At 35.7% G+C, this 19825-nt stretch carries 16 protein-coding genes; 7 read left to right on the top strand and 9 right to left on the bottom strand.

All coding sequences use genetic code 11. The annotated features are described in order from the left end of the window. Window positions 1-289: 289 nt before the first annotated feature. From mazG to ruvX, 4 genes are all read right to left on the bottom strand, one after another. Complete coding sequence (gene mazG / locus BW932_RS11905) at window positions 290-1057, bottom strand: nucleoside triphosphate pyrophosphohydrolase (protein ID WP_076387841.1); 768 nt, start codon at window positions 1055-1057, stop codon at window positions 290-292. 309 nt (window positions 1058-1366) lie between these two features. Further along, on the bottom strand, window positions 1367-1927 hold the full coding sequence (locus tag BW932_RS11900; RefSeq protein WP_076387839.1) for a DUF5606 family protein: 561 nt from the start codon (window positions 1925-1927) through the stop codon (window positions 1367-1369). Window positions 1928-1972: 45 nt separating this feature from the next. Next, a complete protein-coding gene (gene def / locus BW932_RS11895; protein ID WP_076387837.1) occupies window positions 1973-2545 on the bottom strand; it encodes a peptide deformylase in 573 nt (190 codons plus the stop codon). Beyond that, a complete protein-coding gene (gene ruvX / locus BW932_RS11890; protein WP_076387835.1) occupies window positions 2542-2958 on the bottom strand; it encodes a Holliday junction resolvase RuvX in 417 nt (138 codons plus the stop codon). Before ruvX ends, def begins: the two co-directional genes overlap by 4 nt. A 278-nt stretch (window positions 2959-3236) precedes the next feature. On the opposite strand from ruvX, the gene BW932_RS11885 reads away from it, so the two are divergent. After that, window positions 3237-3713 carry a SixA phosphatase family protein gene (locus tag BW932_RS11885; protein WP_076387833.1) on the top strand — a complete coding sequence of 159 codons (477 nt, stop codon included), beginning with the start codon at window positions 3237-3239 and terminating at the stop codon, window positions 3711-3713. A 74-nt stretch (window positions 3714-3787) separates the two neighbouring features. Here the strand turns inward: BW932_RS11885 and BW932_RS11880 are convergent, their stop codons facing one another. Further along, window positions 3788-5338, bottom strand: a complete 1551-nt coding sequence (locus tag BW932_RS11880) for a serine hydrolase (protein WP_076387831.1) — start codon at window positions 5336-5338, stop codon at window positions 3788-3790. Between the two features lie 285 nt (window positions 5339-5623). Here BW932_RS11880 and pyrF point away from each other — a divergent pair, with 285 nt between their 5' ends. The 4 genes from pyrF (at window position 5624) to BW932_RS11860 (ending at window position 9519) form a co-directional block, all read left to right on the top strand. Next, window positions 5624-6982, top strand: coding sequence for an orotidine-5'-phosphate decarboxylase (pyrF, locus tag BW932_RS11875; RefSeq protein ID WP_076387829.1), 1359 nt, complete (start codon window positions 5624-5626; stop codon window positions 6980-6982). A 204-nt stretch (window positions 6983-7186) separates the two neighbouring features. Continuing rightward, the gene (locus BW932_RS11870) at window positions 7187-8104 is read left to right on the top strand and encodes an AEC family transporter (RefSeq protein ID WP_076387827.1); all 918 of its coding nucleotides are present in this window, start codon (window positions 7187-7189) and stop codon (window positions 8102-8104) included. 103 nt (window positions 8105-8207) lie between these two features. Then, window positions 8208-8912, top strand: coding sequence for a DsbA family oxidoreductase (locus BW932_RS11865; protein WP_076387860.1), 705 nt, complete (start codon window positions 8208-8210; stop codon window positions 8910-8912). Between the two features lie 100 nt (window positions 8913-9012). Then, on the top strand, window positions 9013-9519 hold the full coding sequence (locus BW932_RS11860) for a GreA/GreB family elongation factor (RefSeq protein ID WP_317043755.1): 507 nt from the start codon (window positions 9013-9015) through the stop codon (window positions 9517-9519). 44 nt (window positions 9520-9563) lie between these two features. Here BW932_RS11860 and BW932_RS11855 read toward each other — a convergent pair whose 3' ends face one another. Next, the gene (locus tag BW932_RS11855) at window positions 9564-10490 is read right to left on the bottom strand and encodes a DUF4846 domain-containing protein (RefSeq protein ID WP_245820732.1); all 927 of its coding nucleotides are present in this window, start codon (window positions 10488-10490) and stop codon (window positions 9564-9566) included. Between the two features lie 34 nt (window positions 10491-10524). Between BW932_RS11855 and BW932_RS11850 the strand changes: the two genes are divergently transcribed. Further along, the gene (locus tag BW932_RS11850; RefSeq protein ID WP_076387825.1) at window positions 10525-13344 is read left to right on the top strand and encodes a gluzincin family metallopeptidase; all 2820 of its coding nucleotides are present in this window, start codon (window positions 10525-10527) and stop codon (window positions 13342-13344) included. 82 nt (window positions 13345-13426) lie between these two features. Here BW932_RS11850 and BW932_RS11845 read toward each other — a convergent pair whose 3' ends face one another. Both BW932_RS11845 and BW932_RS11840 read right to left on the bottom strand, forming a co-directional pair. Next, window positions 13427-14302, bottom strand: a complete 876-nt coding sequence (locus BW932_RS11845; RefSeq protein WP_076387823.1) for a T9SS type A sorting domain-containing protein — start codon at window positions 14300-14302, stop codon at window positions 13427-13429. A gap of 157 nt (window positions 14303-14459) precedes the next feature. Further along, window positions 14460-15242 carry a T9SS type A sorting domain-containing protein gene (locus tag BW932_RS11840; protein WP_076387821.1) on the bottom strand — a complete coding sequence of 261 codons (783 nt, stop codon included), beginning with the start codon at window positions 15240-15242 and terminating at the stop codon, window positions 14460-14462. A gap of 204 nt (window positions 15243-15446) precedes the next feature. Here BW932_RS11840 and BW932_RS11835 point away from each other — a divergent pair, with 204 nt between their 5' ends. Beyond that, complete coding sequence (locus tag BW932_RS11835; RefSeq protein WP_076387854.1) at window positions 15447-18632, top strand: hypothetical protein; 3186 nt, start codon at window positions 15447-15449, stop codon at window positions 18630-18632. Here the strand turns inward: BW932_RS11835 and BW932_RS11830 are convergent. Then, entirely contained in the window at window positions 18629-19825 is a 1197-nt protein-coding gene (locus tag BW932_RS11830; protein WP_076387852.1) for an exo-beta-N-acetylmuramidase NamZ family protein, read from the bottom strand. The two genes, BW932_RS11835 and BW932_RS11830, sit on opposite strands and share 4 nt — an antisense overlap.

The following is a 19825-nucleotide window of genomic DNA, read 5'->3' as shown; positions in this document are numbered from 1 at the left end:
TTTTAATGAAAGGAAGAGCATTTAATTCTGAATCAAGCCTTGAGTTTTACTCTGAGCGGAACATAGTTTAATTAAATGCTTTTCTCTTTCTAAATTTAATAATTTTATCGATTACAAATCTAAAGGAACGGAGCTCTTTATTATTGGTGACTGAGCTTGTCGAAGTCAGCGATAATAAAAGCGGGAGTGGAAGACGGAAATGTCTGCCAAAAAATAATAATAAATAAACATTCGACGTAGACAAATTGCTGCCCAAATAAAAAATAAACCTTCGGAGAAATCTGGAGGTTTATTCTTTTTTCTTGGCTTCTTCCCAAAGTTCATCCATTTTTTCCAACGTTAAATCTGCCAAATTCAGATTTTTCTCTAAAGCTAGATTTTCCATTTGTTGAAAGCGATTGATGAATTTATTATTGGTTCTTTCTAAAGCAGTGTCGGGATTAATGCCAGAAATTCGAGCATAATTGACGAGCGAAAAGAAAACGTCGCCCAATTCCTGTTCTTTTTTGTCCAGATCTGTTTCAGCATGAAACTCCGCGAGTTCTTCGTCTACCTTTTTCCACGCGTCTTCGGCATTTGCAAATTCGAAACCGATTCCTTTTACTTTATCCTGAATTCTATAGGCTTTTATGAGACTTGGTGTTCCTTTCGTAACGCCGGAAAGTACAGATTTATTCCCTTCTTTCAATTTCAGTTTTTCCCAATTCTGTTTAACTTCTTCCTCATCTTTCACCTCAACATCGCCATAAATATGTGGATGACGGAAAATCAATTTCTCATTTAAGGAATTGATAACATCGGCAATATCGAAACTGCCTTTTTCGGAGCCTATTTTCGCATAAAAAATAAGATGGAGTAAAACATCTCCCAATTCTTTTTTGATTTCCTGCATATCCTCTTCGAGCAAAGCATCAGAAAGTTCATACACTTCTTCTAAAGTTAAATGACGCAAAGATTGCAACGTTTGCTTTTGATCCCACGGACATTTTTCCCGCAGATCATCCATTATATCAAGAAGTTGCGAAAATGCTTCGAGTTTTTGTTCTTTGGTGTTCATAGGTGTTGGAAGAGTGAAGTTAGAAGTTAGAAGCTAGATGCTAGAAGCTAGAAGCTAGAAGCTAGAAGCTAAAATACGTTATTAATATAAAAAAACTTGTCAAAGTTGCATTAAAACAAACCCTTATCTATAAAAGTCCGAAGGACTGAAATGATTATAATAACCGAAAACTCAACTGACAAAACCGCGTAGCGGTGAAATTGCTAACTCAAACGTAAAATGAAAAACCTTGTCAAAGTTTTAAACTTCGACAAGGTTAATAATTAAAGTTTAAAGAAAAATTAATTAAATCCCGAAAGATTTAAAATTTTATCCCATTTTTCTATGGGTACTTTTCGGCGCTGATTTCGCAGAAGATTTTGCCGCTTTTACTTTCGGTGCTGCTACTTTTTCTTTTTTCGGAGCCGCTTTTTTAGAATCACTTATTTCTGTTTTTACCTCATTTTCAGCTGGTTGCTCTGCATCAACTTCAGATTTTACGAAGCTTTCTGGCGTAATATATCCTGCTTTGTGAAGAATATTATACCACTGTGCTAGTTTTTTGATATCTGATACATAAACTCTTTCATGATCGTAATCTGGTAAAGATGCTTTCATCAGTTCTCTCAATTCCGCATCCGTTGATTTATGAGAAATTGTTTCTTTGTACTCCGTATTTTTAGCTACATTTTCGAAAACATCAAACAAAGGAACTTCCTGATCAAAGGTGAACATTGCGATATTATCAAGTAAACTTACCTGTGAAGAGTTTCCGATGCTCACTTTCTTTTTGGTTAAAACGTCTTCGATGATGAAACCATTTTTCAGCTGCGAAATTAATTTGTAAAGACCTGGTTTCCCAGAAATCGAAATTATTTTTTCTAACTTCATATTCTTAATTTTTTTTGTAATTTTATTTAATTGTTCTTCAAATTCCTATTTCGGAAATCTCATTTTATAATTGACAGCAACTTCTCCCTGCGATATTTTCATCAGTTTTCCTTTGACCAATTTTTTCTTTAAAGAACTTAGATGATCGGTAAAAAGAATTCCTTCGATGTGATCATATTCGTGTTGAATAACCCGCGCTCTCATGTCGGAAAAAGTATCGGTATGTTTAACGAAATTTTCATCATAATATTCGATAACAATCGTTTCATGCCGTTTCACATCTTCGCGAACATCGGGGATCGAGAGACAACCTTCGTTGAATTTCCATTCTTCGCCAGTTTCTTCCAGAATTTTTGCATTGATCAGAACTTTTCTGAAATCTTTCAGTTCATCTGCAATATCTTCATAATCTTCGTCTTCGGCAAGCGGTGATAGATCGACGATAAAAAGGCGAATATCTAAACCGATTTGCGGCGCCGCCAAACCAATCCCATGCGCAGATTCCATGGTATCAAACATGTTTGCTACCAATTCCTGAAGTCCAGGATAATTTTTGTCAATTTCATGACAGTGTTTTCTTAAAACTGCATCTCCAAATGCACGTATTGGTAATATCATTTCTGTTTCTGTTCTAAAAAATTTTGCAATATGATGGTTGCACTTACTTTATCGATTAAACCTTTTTCTTCGCGTTTTTTCTTGCTTTTACCACTTTGCGAAATGGCGAAGGAAGCCATTTTCGAGGTAAACCGCTCATCAAACCGCGCCACTTCTACGGTTGGAAATTCTGATTTAAACTTTTCTATAAATTTCAAAATACTCACTTCCACCTCGTTTAAATTTCCTTTCAAATCTGTGGGAAGTCCGATCACAATTTGTTCTATTTTGTTTTCACTGAAGTATTTTTTTAAAAATAAAAAAATATCTTTTGTGGGCACGGTTTCCAAACCACTCGCAATGATTTGCATATCATCGGTGACTGCAATTCCGCACCGTGCTTTTCCATAATCAATCGCTAATATTTGTGACATCGAGTGCAAATTTACAAATATTTGTCTGTGTTCACAAAATTTTAAAAATCTTGCGTAAAATGTCTTCATTTAAAGACCAATCACCCAGAAAATTTAGGCATTTTACCATGAAACATTTCTATTTTTTTGTCCTTTAAGGTTTTAATGATGTAGCAATATAGCCACGCTAAAAATTATAAATTAGGATATAAAATGTTTTATTTTATCACTTTTCGGCGGACAAATGTTTAAATAATGCCTTTTTTTATTTAATTTTATTGTTTCAAAATGTATAAAGGATGAAAACATTAATTCTCGTTCGCCACGCAAAAAGTGATTGGCCCGAAGAAACAGCAGATTTCGACCGACCTCTCGCAGAAAAAGGACAGCATGACGCCGAGAAAATGTCCCGTTTTTTAAAAGAAAACAATATCAAAATCGATCAATTTATTTCGAGCCCGGCTTTGCGTGCCTTGAGTACGTGCGAAATTTTCAATGAGGTGTACCAAATAAAAATTGAGACCGATCGAAAACTTTACAACGCCTCAGAAAAAAACTTTGAATCTGTGATTTTTGACTTAAGCGATGACTTGAATTCTGTTGCGATGTTTTCTCATAATAATGGAATTTCTAATTTCGCAAACTCCATGTCGGAAGAACTTTTTATGTTTCCAACTTGCGGTGTTGCCGGTTTCGAAATCGATTGTGATTCTTGGTCTGAATTTGAAAATGCCAAAAAGAAACCGCTCTTTTTTTATGAACCAAAGAAGATTTAGTTTAAGTTCACCCATAAAAAAAACCTCATCAAAGATACTTTTTGGTGAGGTTTTTTTGTGGGTTTGTAGAACAATTAATTCTTTCTCTTCAAATCTAAATCTTCAAAATCGAAACTGAAATCGGTAACATCAGAAATTGGTTTTAATTTCATTCCCGTTGCTTTTCCATTTTCGTCTAAGTTAAAATTCACAAAAACATCGGCATCATAACTTCTGTCGTCCCATTTTGCAATCATCACATTTGAGGAATAAGGCAACAACTCCCCTTTTAATCTTGGAGAATTTTTACAGATGATGCGAAATGCTTTTCCATCATTTAAAATCGTTACCTCACCAAACCAAGGATCAATATAAGTTCCAAGAATTTGTTCGCCTTTAATTTGACCGTTTTTATCTTTTTTAAAGGCTTCAGATTTTGCAAAAATTTCTTTTTTTCTTTGGTCGAAATCCGCATTTATTTTGCTCATTCTGTCGCCGTATGTTTTGAGCCAGTTTTTTTGTGGCATTCCCAAATACGAATCTTTCACGGTATTGGTAATGGAACTGAAAGCTGCTCCACTTTGTTGATTGGTCAAAACGATAATCCCTAACTTCATATCAGGAATCAGCGTGAATTGAGTAACAGTTCCGATTAAACCACCGGTGTGATAGACTTGTTTGTGGCCTTTAACATCCGTCAGAAACCAACCCAATCCATATCCTCCAAAATTAGAATCGTATGAATTTTTCAAGGCAACCAGCGTAGAAATTTGCAGGTTCCAAAGTTGCTGAATCTGTTGATCGCTCACTAATTTTTTTCCGCCTTTGGTCGTAAAACCATTCATCAGAAAATCAGCCCAAGTTGCCATATCTTTAATGTTACTGATGATTCCACCCGCTGCATTTGCTGTTTCATTCCAATCGTGAGGAACGGCAATTACCTTTCCGTCTACTGGAGCATGAGCCGAGATGATATTCGAAACATTCGCGGCTTTAGCTCTGTTATAACTTCCAAAACTTGCAGTCATTCCCACCGGTTTTAAAATTCGCTGCTCTATAAAATCAGCCCACGACAAGCCGGAAACGCGATGAATTACTTCACCCGCAACGATGAACATAATATTGTTGTAGTCTAAAGTGGTGCGAAACGAATGTTCGGGTTTCAAATACCTTACATTATGAACAATATCTTTAACAGAAAAACTTCCACCTTCAGGAAAAAACATGAGATCACCTTGTCCTAAACCGAGTCCTGCACGATGTGTGATGAGATCTTTGATGGTTACTTCCTGTGAAACGTATGCATCATTCATCTGAAATTCAGGGATATATTGAGAAACTTTATCATCGAAATTCAATTTCCCTTCATCGACCAACATTGCTAAAGCTGTTGCGGTAAAACCTTTGGAGTTAGACGCGATGCCGACCAAAGTTTCATCGGTCATTTTCTGATTTGTTGTTAAAGAGCTTACCCCAAAACCTTTGGAATAAACAACTTTTCCGTCTTTTACAATTCCCACAGAAATTCCCGGTACATCGAAAGTTTTTAACGTATTTTGAATAAGTTCGTCTAATTTATTTTCTTCAATCTGAGAAAAAGCCGCGCAGGAAAACAGAAGAAATAGAAATGTGAATTTTGTTTTCATTAAATTTTTGGTTTGCACGAAGATAGAAATTTTTTATAATTGTTGTGTTATTAAGGCTTTTGTAGATTCAAAATCGACGCGAAGATTGCGATGATCTCATTAGCAAAAATGGAAGATGCTGTAAATTTTAGCGCAAAAGTAAGGCTGTAGAATCCTTAGAACTTGTAATATTTGGGATGCAACACCAATATTTTTCCGCTGCACGACCACATTTAATACTTTTAACCTTGCAATAATCTCCGAAAATTCATCGAAAACCTTAACTTTGTACTAAAGTAAAAGTACATGGAAACTAAGAAAGAATTTTTTCTCGAGTGTTACAAACTCGGCATCATTAAGTTTGGAAGATTTACCTTAAAATCGGGTATTGAAAGTCCATTTTATGTAGATTTAAGACCACTTGCATCAGATCCTAAAATTTTGAAAAAACTTGCCAATTATCTTTTGGATATGCTTCCACTGGATAATTTTGATTTGATTTGCGGCGTACCTTATGCGGCACTTCCTATGGCAACTGCGATGTCTTTAGAAAGTTATTTGCCTTTGATCATCAAACGCAAAGAAGCGAAACAATATGGCACCAAAAAAATGCTCGAAGGCATCTTTACAAAAGGTCAGAACTGCTTATTGGTCGAAGATGTGATTACTTCCGGAACTTCTTTGTTAGAAACAATTCCTGAAATCGAGAATGAAGGAATTTCAGTTTCCGATATTGTAGTGGTTTTAGATCGGCAACAAGGTGGAAAAGAAATCTTGGAAAGCAAAGGATTCCGCGTTCATACCCTGTTTACAATTTCTGAAGTGTGCGAAATGTTGAAAGAAGAAGGTCACTTAACCGATGATGAAGTAGAAAGAATCAATGATTTTCTTAGTGGTAATGTTGTACGATTTGAAGAAGAAAAACGCTTGTCATACGAAGAAAAATTAGAGATTTGTGACCATACTGTGGCACAAAAACTCTTACAAATTGCTTTAGAAAAAAAATCAAATCTCATCGTTTCTGCAGACGTAACAACTACGAAAGAATTACTAGAACTCGCAGAAAAAGTAGGACCGCACATCGTTGCATTAAAAACACACATCGATATTTTGTTGGATTTCGATGCTGATCAAACCATTTTACCTTTAAAAGATTTAGCACAAAAATATAATTTCCTTATCATGGAAGACCGCAAATTTGCAGACATCGGGAACACTCAGGAGTTGCAGTTTGCTTACGGAACCTACAAAATTTCTAATTGGGCAGATTTGGTTACGGCGCAAGTTATTGCAGGCTATGAATCGCTCGACTGTTTTAGAAATGTAGGTGTAGTCGCGATTATTGGAATGTCGTCTCACGGAAATTTAACAGATCAAAATTATCGGGATGAAGCCACGAAAATTGCTTTATCACATCCAAATGTTTTTGGTGGTGTTTCGCAAAATAAAATTCCAAACGAGCTGCTTCTCTTTACACCAGGAGTAAACCTCGCTCATACAGGAGACGGAAAAGGACAGCAATACAACACGCCGGAACATGCCTTTACAAAGCTGGAAAGCGATTTTATTATTGTTGGCCGTGGAATTTATAAAGCCGATGATGCTGAACAATCTGCCTTAACTTATAAAATTGCTGGTTGGAATGCTTACGAAGCAAGTTTGTAGAAACAATTAGAATTTCCATTAAAAAATGCGCAATCAGCTGAATCTGCCCGTGTTTTTTTAATGATTTTCTTTAAAGACTTCGGAAGGTTCATTCTGATAAACAATGATAAACCATTTGTACGAATGGTCAGATTGGGCCTATCGAAAACTATTCAGATTTTGACGCTTCGCAAGTGTAAATCGCTCCATTAAAACCATTACAATTTGTCTAACCTCATTTTACTTATTCTGTGTATATTTCTAGGGATTTTTCTCCGGAAAACAAAGCTATTCCCAGAAAACGGACATTTAGCACTGAATTCTTTTGTCATCAACATTTCACTTTCGGCACTATCGCTTTATTATATACCGAAAATCGTTCTCAATTTTCAAGTGATTTTTCCGGTCATGGTTCCGTGGCTGAATATCATTTTAGCCGTACTCTTTTTTACTTTTTTAGGCAAAAAAATGAAATGGTCTCAAACATTGATTGGCGCCTTGATTTTATGTGCAGGATTCGGAAACACTTCTTTTGTGGGAATTCCCGTTATTCAATCAGTCTATGGCGAAAGTGGCTTGAAAACAGTGATTCTCGTCGATCAGCCGGGTTCATTTGTGGCGCTTTCTACTTTAGGAATTACCATCGCCAACTTCTACTCAGGCGAAAAAAATTCGGTCTCCGATATTCTGAAAAAGATCATAAAATTCCCACCATTTATTGCTTTTTCGGTGGCTTTAATCCTAAATTTAGTGAACGTTCAGGTTCCATTAGTAATTGATGAAGTGTTTGCGAAGTTAGGAGCAACCACCGTTCCATTGGCTTTGGTTTCGGTTGGTAGTCAATTGAAATGGGAAAAATTAGACAAAGAATCACAACCATTATTTTGGGGTCTTTTATTTAAACTCCTCCTATTTCCAGCGGTAATTTTCATCTTGTATTTTATCGTTCTGAAACAAAAAGGTGAAATGATTGAAATTGCCTTGTTAGAAGCTGCAATGGCTCCCATGATTACCGCTGCAATTATTGCATCTGCTCATCAACTAGAACCCAAACTCTGTAATTTAATGATTGGCGTTGGAGTTCCACTTTCTCTTTTAACGCTTTCTCTTTGGTATTTGGTGATGAAATATTCGGGATTATAGGCGATATAAAATTCAAAAACGAAGACAGAATTTCGATTCTTATCCTATATCAATGTTTAAAGATTTCGAGATTTGTACCTTTGAATACAAAAATAAAAAAGAGATGAAAGTAGATATTTGGAGTGACATTCGTTGCCCGTTTTGTTACGTAGGTAAAAAAAATTTCGAAAAAGCTTTGCACCAATTCCCTCAAAGTGAAAAAATTGAGGTTACATGGCACAGTTTCCAACTCGATCCTCACCTGAAAACACAGCCTGATAAAAATTCTCTTGACTATTTTTCCGAAATAAAAGGCGTTTCTGAAAAACAGGCAAAAGAAATGTACGCGCACGTTTACAAAGCAGGAAAAGAAGCAGGAATCGAATTTAATTTTGACCATCAAAAAGTGGCTAATTCTTATCGAGCACATCTTTTGCTCCAATTAGCGGCCTCAAAAAATGTGGCAAATGAAGCCGAAGAAGCATTGTTTAAGGCTCAGTTGATCGAGGGAAAAAACATCGACGATGAAGCGACATTAATAGAAATTGGAAAATCCGTGTCTTTAAACGAAGAAGACATTAAAAATGCTCTGATTTCCGAGGAATTCGCAGCGCAGGTTTCCCGAGATATGTTATTGGCTCAACAAATGCAGATCAGTGGCGTTCCGTTTTTTGTGATCAATGATAAATACGGAGTTTCTGGTGCGCAACCAACACCGGTTTTTTCTGAAGTTTTAGAAAAATCCTGGGAAGAATTTTCTGGCGGTGATCATGGTTTAAAAATTATTCACAGCGGAGAAAGTTGTACCGTAGATGGAAATTGCGATTGATAAGTGATTAAAAACATTTTAAAACTTCTGGAATTTAACTTCAGAAGTTTTTCTTTTTTAGACTATGGAATTGTAATTGCATGATTCACCACAAATAATAATGATGAGCAGAGGATTTGTAAAAGAAGATGATCAGGAAGAAGTTCCTTTGGTTCCACCCAGAGCTGATTTACCGGCAGGAACAGAAAATTTTGTCACCCAAAATGGCATGGATGCGTTATTGGAAGAAAAAGAAGATTTACTGCGTCACCAAGAAAGTTTAGACTTGTCTCACGAAAAAGAATATCGAATTTCTTTCAATCATATCAATGCAAAACTTCAGCTGTTAAACGAAAGAATTACCAGTGCAAAAATCATCGATCAGAAAAAACTTCCGGAGGATGAAATTCATTTTGGCACAACGGTCACTTTTCAAAACATAGAAACCAACATTAACCAAACTTTTCAATTGGTTGGTGTAGATGAAGCGAACATTTCGAAAGGAAAATTGGCTTTTACTACGCCTTTAGCAAAAGCTTTGCTCCACAAAAAAGTAGGCGAAAAAGCGATATTGAAGTTAGGCGAAAAGGAAAATATTTTTGAAATCGTAAAGATTATTAATCATTAAAGATTCAATTTTGCTTCCATTTTTTTTGAGGAATTCTAAATCGATCACTTATTTTTTTGGGGTACGGCAAATCTTTTAATTGAAGTTGGTGCGAAAATATATTTCGCAGTCACCGTTTTCCGCGCATTTAAATCCAGTTCATACCATGGTGAAATAGTAGAATTTAGGGGGTTTTTTAAAATATGTATATCTTGTGCAGGCATAAAACTTTCCGCCAAAAGATAAAGTTTTTTACCAGAACTGTTGACTGCAACACCAACGATAATTACCGAATGACCCGGACTTCCTGGTTTTATGAGAAAATCACCTGTTTTAATCTGCGAATTCTGAAAAACAGAAACCGATTCTCTGTCCAGCGAAATGGTTCCTGCATATCTGAAAATGACATTGAGATAATTTCGAAAGTTTTCATAGGAATCGTCAACTTTCCGGGTTTGGTAAAAAGTGACACGGTTTTTTATTTCTCTGGTACGAACTCCTTTTTTAAAATCGCTCCAAGAGAAAAACTGGCCGCTTGTAAATTCGAAACCTATTTCTTCAAATCGCTTCTGCGACCACAAATATTCTGCGTATAACCGAATCCACGCATCTGCACACTGCTGCAAATCTTTGTCGCCCACATCAATTTTCAGGATCGCAACATGATTGCTCTGTTTTTCAATGGGAACTGAACTGAAGTTTCGAACGGGGAAATTCGGCGGATAAAGAGGGAAATTCGCCAAATAATCCCCGAAACTTCCCGGCATTTCTTTAGCCCATAAAAAGCCTTTTGGCGGCGCAAACCGAGTTCGGATGGTGGATTTTCTTTGGTCAATTATTAAGGGTTCTGTGGTTTCGATCACTTGGGAAAAAGCAGTCTGAACACTTAGAACCGTAAAAAAAAAGACAATATGATAAAATCGAATCAATCTGGAATGTTTAACCAAAATTAACGATATTTTTGAAATAAAATAAATTATTAATTGTTTCAATAAAACATCATTATATTTGAGCGTTGTTAGAAAAATGAAAAGATTTTTGTTGCGGTTTTTGCTAATTTTTAATTTTGTTGTGGTTTCTGCGCAGCAAGATTCCATTTACATTAATGCTAAAGTTTCTGAATCGAAAAGACAAGTCACCGTCAACCAAGAAATTACCTATTTCAACACCACTTCCACGGATATTTCTCAAATTAAATTACTCAACTGGATTGCCGCTTATCAAAACAGAGACACCAAACTCGTAAAGCGACAACTCGAAGACCGAGAAAACGATCTGTATTTTGCAAAATCCGCTGATCTAGGATCGTTGGAAAATTTAGAAATAAAAATCGGAGAAAAAGCACTGTCAATCAATGACATTTCTGCGGAAAACATCTACATTATGTTTCCGAACACAATCAAACCTGGAGAAAAAGTACACCTTTCTCTTCAATATCAATTAAACTTGCCCGACCAAAAGTTTACAGGATATGGCAGCAATGGAAAAAAAATAGCCCTGAAATATTTTTTCCTGGTTCCGGATGCTTTTGAAAATCTTCAGGAAACGCCGAAAAATTTTATTGATATTGAAGAAAATCAAAGTCCCGGAGTTTACTGGAAAGTCATCTTTGAGGTTCCCGCCAATTATTATTCTCAAAGTAATTTAACAGAAATTGCACCCAATTATTTTGAAGGAACACTCAACACCGATCCCGAATTTGTAGTTTCGGACCGTAATTTTACGCAGATTTCACCTACAGTTGATGGTGAAAAAATCGATATTACGTTTGGATATGCTTTAACAAAAAAGGAGAAACAAAACCTCGAATTCTATCTTCCCTTACAGCTCAATTTCATAAAAAATAAGATCGGTTTTCTTCCTCTGAAAATATTCATCAGTGAAAAATTCCGGAAAAGCGAAAATTTCACGGGTTTAGAAGATGTGAAATTCTGGAAATTCCGATATCCCCTTTTTTCGGAATCACAAAGAAATGATCTTGATTATTTTAGCATTATTTCTAAAAACGTCATCCAACAATCACTTATTTTCGAGAAAAAACAAGACCATTGGTTAATGAATGGTTTGAAAACTTATCTCGAAATTCAATACATCGAGCGCTATTATAAGGATGAAAAACTTTTGGGCCAGTTACCAGAAAACGTCAATATTTTTGGGTTTAAACCTTTACAATTATTTTATGCGTCGAAACTGAAGCTTTCTGAAAGGTATGGTTTGGCGTACCTCTATATTCTTACCAAAAATCTGGATCAGAAAATCGCAGAACCTTTTGAAGATTTGAGTAATTACAATGCAGTTGCAATCAGTCATTTGGAAATGGGAAGTTTATTTTCTTTTATCGCAGCAAAAATGGGACAAGAGAAATTCGATGATTTTATCGCGCAGTATTTTCGTGATCATGCTCATCAACAGATTGATAAGACCAAATTTTTAAAGGATCTTGCTTTAGCTTCTGGGTCTTCTTCTGATTTTTTAGACGATTTTCTTCAAAGAAAAAACCGCGTCAACTTTACATTAAAAAGATTTAATAAAACGGGAGATAATTTTGAGGTTAAAATCTCAAAAAATACGGCACAGAAAATTCCTTTAAAAATAGAAACCATTACAAAAACCGGAGAAAAAAAGGAATTCTGGTTTGATACCAACGACTCGCAAACCGATGTTGTTTACACCATTCCACAATCGAATGCAGCAAAAATCGTGGTGAACAACGAGTATATATTTCCGGAAAAGAATTTTCGCGACAATTATCTTTATACAAAAGGAATTTACTCGAATATGAAGAAGATCAAACTGAAGCTGTTTCAGGACATTCCTAATCCGGAATTCAATGAAATTTATCTGAATCCAAGGTTGAATTTCAATATTTATGATAAAATTTTGCTTGGACTCAATTTTAAAAACTCTTCCTTATTTGAACGGAAATTCAATTATTCCTTGACGCCTTATTTCAGTTCTGGAACCGGAAAAATGACGGGTTCTGGTGCCATTTCTTACTCTGTTCAACCAGCCGAAAGTGTGGTCCGAACTTTAGACGTGGGTGTTTCCGGCTCCTATTTTCACTACGATTACGACTTATCTTTCCAAAAATTTGGCGTTTTTGCCAACCTGAATTTCGCAAAAAATCCGAGGAGTGATGTTGGTAGAAGTTTGGGGGTTTCTTACAATTTTTATGAGAAAGATTTAAATCCGAAAATTCTTGCAGAAAACGAATACCAAAAGTATAACTTGTGGAGCATTGGTTATGGATACTCTGATCGGCAAATGATTCACGAAAAATATGCGAGTGTAAACCTGCAGTTGATGGAGGATTTCCAGAAAATTTCGGCGGAAGCTTTTTACCGATGGGAATACGCAAAAGACAAGAAATTGAGTGTGCGCATGTTTGGCGGATATTTCCTCACGAACACCACCAAAAATAACCTTTTTGATTACGGCATTTCAAAAGTTTCCAATTATTCATTTTCTTATGGACTTTTGGGTCAAAGTGCAACCACGGGTTTGCTTTCGCAGCAACTTATCTTAGCGGAAGGCGGTTTTAAATCCTACGTTGGAAAAACGACCAATCAATGGATTACTTCTCTCAATGTTGATGCTCATGTTTGGCGTTGGTTCAATGTTTATGCAGATGCAGGACTTTACAAAAGCAGATTACAGCCGACACAATTCATTTGGGATTCGGGTGTGAAAGTAAAGGTAATTCCTGATTTTCTGGAGGTCTATTTCCCGGTGCAAAGTTCGTTGGGTTTCGAACCTTCGTTTAAAGATTACGGGCAAAGAATCAGGTTTACTTTGGTCTTAAATTTCAGTGCAATCACCAATTATTTTAGTAGAGGTTGGTTTTGACCCTGGATTTCGGCGATTCTTGGTACTTTAGAACATAAAAAAACCGCTTCTGAGAAGCGGTTTGTAAGATTATAAAAGAATCTTAGTTTTTGATAATTTTCTGAGAAACTTTCTGTCCATTTACATCAGCAGAAATGATATACATTCCTTTTGGTAACGAAGAAACATCTAAGTTCGTATTTTCTGAAACTACAGCAGTTTTAACAACTTGACCGTTTGCAGAAATAATTTGTACGTTAGCTTTAGCTCCAAAAACAATGGTTTTATTTACGTTTGAGTTTTTCACTAAGGTAATTTTTGTACTGTTTACATCAGAAACAGCCAAAGCAGTAGAATTTTGTGGAGTTGGTGTAGCTGCTTGAAAATCAGTTGCGTTATTATTTGTATCAGCTAATGCTATTCTTTGAGCAGACAAAACAGTACCTAAAGCTGGTGCAGCTCCACTACCCTCAAATAATGTAGAACTTCCATATCCAACAAAATCTAAAACATTTGCAGCTGTAACTCCATCTACTCTCGTATTATTACTTGCTAAAGCAATTCTACCATTAACACCTGCCATTGCTAAACCACCTGGATAAGTATTTCCGTTAGTTAAACTTACATTGTTTGTTGCAACAAAATCAGCCGGCGCAGGTAAATCTGCACCTAAGATAACATTACTTCCGCTTGCAATTTGCAATAACTCAACTAAGTATTTTTGACCTGGTTGTAAAGTAAAATCTGGTATAGCAACATAACTGTTAAACGTACTACTGGCTCCAGAAGCAGAATATTGTAAAGTTGCACCTGATAAAGATTGAGCAGAAGACCCAATGTTTACTAATTCAACAAAATCATTCTTATATGAAGGTGTACCAGTTGTTGCTCCTCCTCCACTATAAACTTCATTGATTACGATTTGCGCATTAATAGTAGCAATCGCTGTAAGACCTAAAATTGTAAAGATTTTTTTCATTGTTTTGAATATTAATTGTTTGTATTAAATTTTGGATGACAAATTTACATAATTCTGTTAGCATACAAGCCAAATGAAAGATAAAATTTTGTTAATATTAGCAAAAAAGGGTTACTGAAAAATCAATAACCCTTTATAGTAATGAGTTATCAATCAATTACTTTTTGATAATTTTTTGGGAAACTCCTTTACCAGCAACATTTCCTGTTACGATATAAATTCCTGCAGGCAAAGAAGAAACTTCTAAAGAAGAATTTTCGTTTACAGAAGCAGTTTTTACTACTTGTCCGTTTGCGTTAATTACTTGAACATCAGATTTTGCAGCAAATAAAATAGTGTTAGAAACTACAGTGTTTTTTACCAAGTTTGCTTTAGTAGCGTTAGTGTTTCCTGTACCCAAAACGATTAAAGTTCCTGCAAGTTTTACATCATCAATTCTCCACTCTGTAGCATTGGTTCCTGTAAATCTAATGCTTAAAGTCTCCGTTGTAGGAATTGTTCCTGTTGGGCTAATTACTGCCCAATTTGCAGTTCCAGAACCTGTAGGTCTTGTGTAAGATAAAAGCGTCCAAGTAGCACCATCTTCACTTACTTCAATTTTCAACTCGTTGTTTGCAGCACTTGCACCTTTTCTTTGTCCTAAAGATAAAGTAATGTTTTCGTATTCAGAAGTATCAACTCCTGAGATCAAAAAAGTTTCGTTATTGGCATTTACCATAACGTTTGCTCCTGCAGAAGCTCCTGCATAACCTGATGATGCGCTTGATGCCCTTACATCTGCAGTTCCCGAAAATGTAACCGGTGCAGCATTTTGAAAAGTGTTTGCAGCGATTTCAGTTGTTGCTGTTGCAGTTCCCATGTTTTCAGTAAAGAAAGTAGTTTGAGCATTTACAGTTGCAGCTAAAATTACTGCCGAGAATAATGAATAGAATTTCTTCATTTTTTTAAATATTTAATGATTAATAAATTATGGGGCAAAACTACAATCTTTTTTGCTAAATTCATAATTATAGTGTTAATTAAATGTTACGAATGCAATTACAATTTTAAGTGCACTTTTTCGTTACTTTTACACTTCTTTTATCCGACGAAAATCTTGACCAGAAAAATACTCTTTCTCCTCCCATTTTTTTTAGCATTGCAAATCGTAAATGCCCAGATTTTCACTTGGAAAAACCCAAATATTCCGCAAGATTCTACAAAACGAGATTCTATTATTGCAGCGAAAATTAATACTGATTTTTTTGCAAAAGACACGCTCGATTTTATTAGAACCCAAAATAAAATAATCGTTGATGAAGGTGTTCTCGTAAAAAATCCTCGATCTAAAATCTTAGGCGATCTTAATTCTAAAGGTTCCATTATTCGCGGGATCACTTTCGGAAATAATCAGGGACAAAGTGTACAAAGCTCCATGGATTTACAAATTTCGGGTAAACTTTCCAATGATGTTTCCGTTTTGGCTTCCATTTCAGATCATAATTTGCCCATTCAAGCAGATGGATATACCCAAACTTTAGAAGAATTCGATAAGATTTACCTGCAACTGAATATCAAAGACAAATCGATTTTACGGGCAGGACATTTGGATGTACAAGACGATCAAACCTATTTCGGTCGTTATCAGCGCCGAAGTATGGGTTTACAGTTTCAAACCAATTTCGGAAACGAAAATAAAACTTTTGTCGATGTCTCCGCGGGAGTCGCAAGGAGCGAATTTCACAGAATCCGTTTTCAGGGAATAGAAGGAAATCAGGGACCATACCGATTGAGCGGGAAAAATGGGGAACAGTTTATTACCATTATTTCTGGTTCCGAACAGGTTTTTATTGATGGGATTTTAATGAAACGTGGCGAAAATCAAGATTATGTCATCAATTATAATACTGGTGAAATTACTTTTACGAGTTTTCGCCCAATTTTTAAACAAAATTTCATCACCATTTCTTACAATTATGCGAACCGAAATTACACGCGGTTTCTTATCACAGGTGGAATTCGACATGAACGAGAAAAAATTAAATTCGGACTTCATTGGTTTCTCGAAAACGACAATAAAAACGCACCGCTTTCTTTAAATTTAAGCAAAGAAGATGAACAGATTCTTGCCAATGCAGGAAATAATACCGAACTCATGTACGCTCCTTCCGGAACAGTTACCGATTACGATGTAAATAAAATTCTGTATCAACTCATCGCAAACCCCGCCGGAAATTTTTACGAATATTCCAATGACCAAACCCAGACTTTATACCAAGTCGCGTTTACTTATTTCGGGCAAAACTTAGGGGATTATCGCGTAAAACAAACAACCAATAATGGACGGGTCTTTGAATACGTAGGAAATAACATGGGAGATTACCGCGCGGTTCGAAAATTGCCGGCACCGCAACAAACACAGGTTTTTTCTGCCAATTCCGAGTTTTTATTAAAAGACGGAAAAATTGGGACCGACTTCTCCTTGAGTAATTATGATATTAATCTATTTTCTTCCAGAGATTCTAACCAAAATATAGGTTACGCAGCACGAATTTTCGGCAATAAAACATTTACCAAAAACAACTGGAAAGGAACGCCAAGTTTCGAATTTCAGCACCTCAATTCGCAGTTTCATATTTTGGACAGGATTAATGATGTCGAATTTTCCCGAGATTTCAATTTAACACAAGAATTCAATCAGATTACGCAAAACCGCTTGATTTTCAGCTTCCTCAACACCTGGAAAAACCAATCTTTTTTCAATTATAAAATCAATTATCTGGATGAAAAAAATTCGTATCGAGGAATTAAAAATGATCTCGATTTTGGCTTCATTAAAGGAAAATTCAAAACCAAAGGAAACTTTTCTTATCTCGACACCAAAGCAACATTTCAAAACACCAAATTTGTTAGAAGCGGCATTATTTCAGAATACACCACCAAAAAAGGAAGTTGGGCAATCGGTGGAAATCTGGAGCACAACGTAAAAACTTTCAATGCAACACAACTTCTGGATGTGAGCAGTTTCAGCTGGAAAGAAGCATTTCTTCAGAAAAAAATTGGCGATTCGACCCGGACAAAATTAGCAGCCAAAGTGTATTTGCGCCAAAACGATTCGGTGCGCAATAATTCCTTAGAAAACATGAACCATATTTTGGGAATTGTGGTCGAAAGCCAAATCATTAAAACTGAAAAAACCACCTTGAATGCGCTCATTCATTACCGTAAATTTTCTTATCAAAACCAAGATATTTCTACGAAATTCAACCAAGATTTTGTCGTTGGAAACGTTTTGTACAATCAGCAATTATTCAGAAACGGAATGCGTTTGCAAGCTTTCTATGAACTTGGAAACGGGCAAGAAGCGCAACGTGAATTTCAATATATTAAAGTTACAGACGGACAAGGAATCTATAAATGGACCGATTACAACGGCGACGGAATTCAACAAATTGATGAATTTGAAATCGCAGAATATGTAGATTTAGCGCAGTACATCAGAGTTTATACGAACACGGTGAATTATATTCCTTCCAACAAAAATAAACTTCAACTGGCTTTATTTGTGAATCCCTCGGTTGTTCTAAATTCAGAAAACAAATTTCTAAAACGATGGAATTTTAATATTTCCCTAAATTCTCAGAACTCATTTTACAAAAAAGATCAGGTTTTCGTTTTGAATCCTTTTGAAAAAAATCAAGATCAAATTTTGAAAAACCAAAATTTGCTTGCTTCTGTACAATTTAATCCGACCGACAAATCCGGTTGGAACGGGAATTATCGTTTCATCGCAAATGACAATTTGATCAACGCCAATTTCAGCAATGAAGAAAGATCACAAAGGTCTAATTTTCTGAATGTTGGATATTGGTTTAATAAAGATTTCCGCATTGATTGGGAAAATTCATTACACCACATCGAAAACGCTTCGCAATTGTTTAAAACCCGGGATTATATTTTGAACAATTTCGAAACCAAACCAAAAGCAACCTACAAATTTACCGAGATGCTTCAAGCAGAATTCTCCTCAGCTTTTCGGCAAAAAGCGCGGAAAGATGGCGAAGAACTGTTGAAAACGCTAGATTTAACAGGAAGTTTGCAGTGGGATTGGAAAAAAACTTCGCTTCGAGGGAATTTTTCTTTCATCAATAATGATTTCACGGGAAATAATTTCTCCATCGTCGGAAATCAAATGCTCGATGGTTTGAAGCCCGGAAAAAATCAGGTTTGGTCGGTATTTTTGCAACAGGCTGTGAATTCTTTTATCCAACTCAACGTAAATTACGAAGGCAGAAATTCTGGGGAAAGAACAATTCATATTGGATCGATGCAGGTTAAGGCGAGTTTTTAATCCTCATACATCACATATTTTGCTCTGATTTTCTGGAATTTTTCCAAATCCTTTTTCCAGGAATTTTTAATTTCAGATGCTGATTTTCCGGCAATGATTTGCTTTCTCAATTCATCTGAACCAGCCAACTTATCAAAAAACAAATTCTTCAAAAAGAAATCTTGAGCCGGATTTTTATAATTTTTATAAGCATTCAGCAACCAAGAAATATTGAGTTCTCGCAGCTCTAAATTCTTTCCAGAAAGATTTTCACCGTAACATAATTGACCATTTAAGAAAGGATCTTTTGCTCCAAAATTGGGTTTCGGTGTAAATTGATAAGGTAGATTTTTCGTCCACGGACTCCCATAAATCTGAAAAGGCAAATCTGTTCCACGACCGACAGAAACTTGCGTTCCTTCAAAAAAACACAAACTCGGATAAAGATTGATGGCTTTATCATTTGGTAAATTTGGCGAGGGTTTATCCGAAACTCCATACCGCTGTTTTTTATGATAATTCTGCATCGGAATCAATGTGTATTTTGCTTGAACACCATTTTTCAGCCACTTTTCGCCATTCACCATTTTTCCGTATTCGCCGATTGTCAATCCATAAATCACCGGAATTTCATGCATTCCGATAAAACTTTTCCATTGCTCCTTTAAAACGGGTCCATCTATGAATCCATCTTGTGGATTCGGACGGTCTAGAACCAAAACTTCAACATTATTTTCCGCCGCAGCTTCCATCACATAAGTTAAAGTCGAAATATAAGTGTAAAATCGAACACCAACATCCTGAATATCAAAAAGCACCAAATCAATTCCTTTTAATTGTTCCGCTTTGGGTTTTTTATTATCGCCATAAAGAGAAATTATTGAAATTCCTGTTTTCGTATCTACTCCATTTTTCACGTGTTCACCAGCATCTGCATCGCCTCTAAAACCGTGTTCTGGTGCGAAAATTGTTTTGATTTTAATATTATTTTTAACCAAAAAATCCACGAGAAAAGTTTTGTCTTGTAAAAGTCCCGTTTGATTGGTGACCATCGCAATGGTTTTATTTTTGAGCAAAGGAAGATACAATTCCGACCGATCTGCACCGGTTTTGAAACAGTTTTTTCCCATATTCTGCGCGGAAATCATTTGGTAAAACCCAAAATAAATTAGCACAACTAGAAGTAAATCTTTAATTTTGACCTTTAAATTCAT

It is taken from the genome of Kaistella chaponensis, from assembly GCF_900156725.1.
Classification (GTDB): domain Bacteria; phylum Bacteroidota; class Bacteroidia; order Flavobacteriales; family Weeksellaceae; genus Kaistella; species Kaistella chaponensis.
The sequence above is the reverse complement of the archived record's forward strand: the minus strand, read 5'-3'. Positions and strand labels throughout refer to the sequence as shown.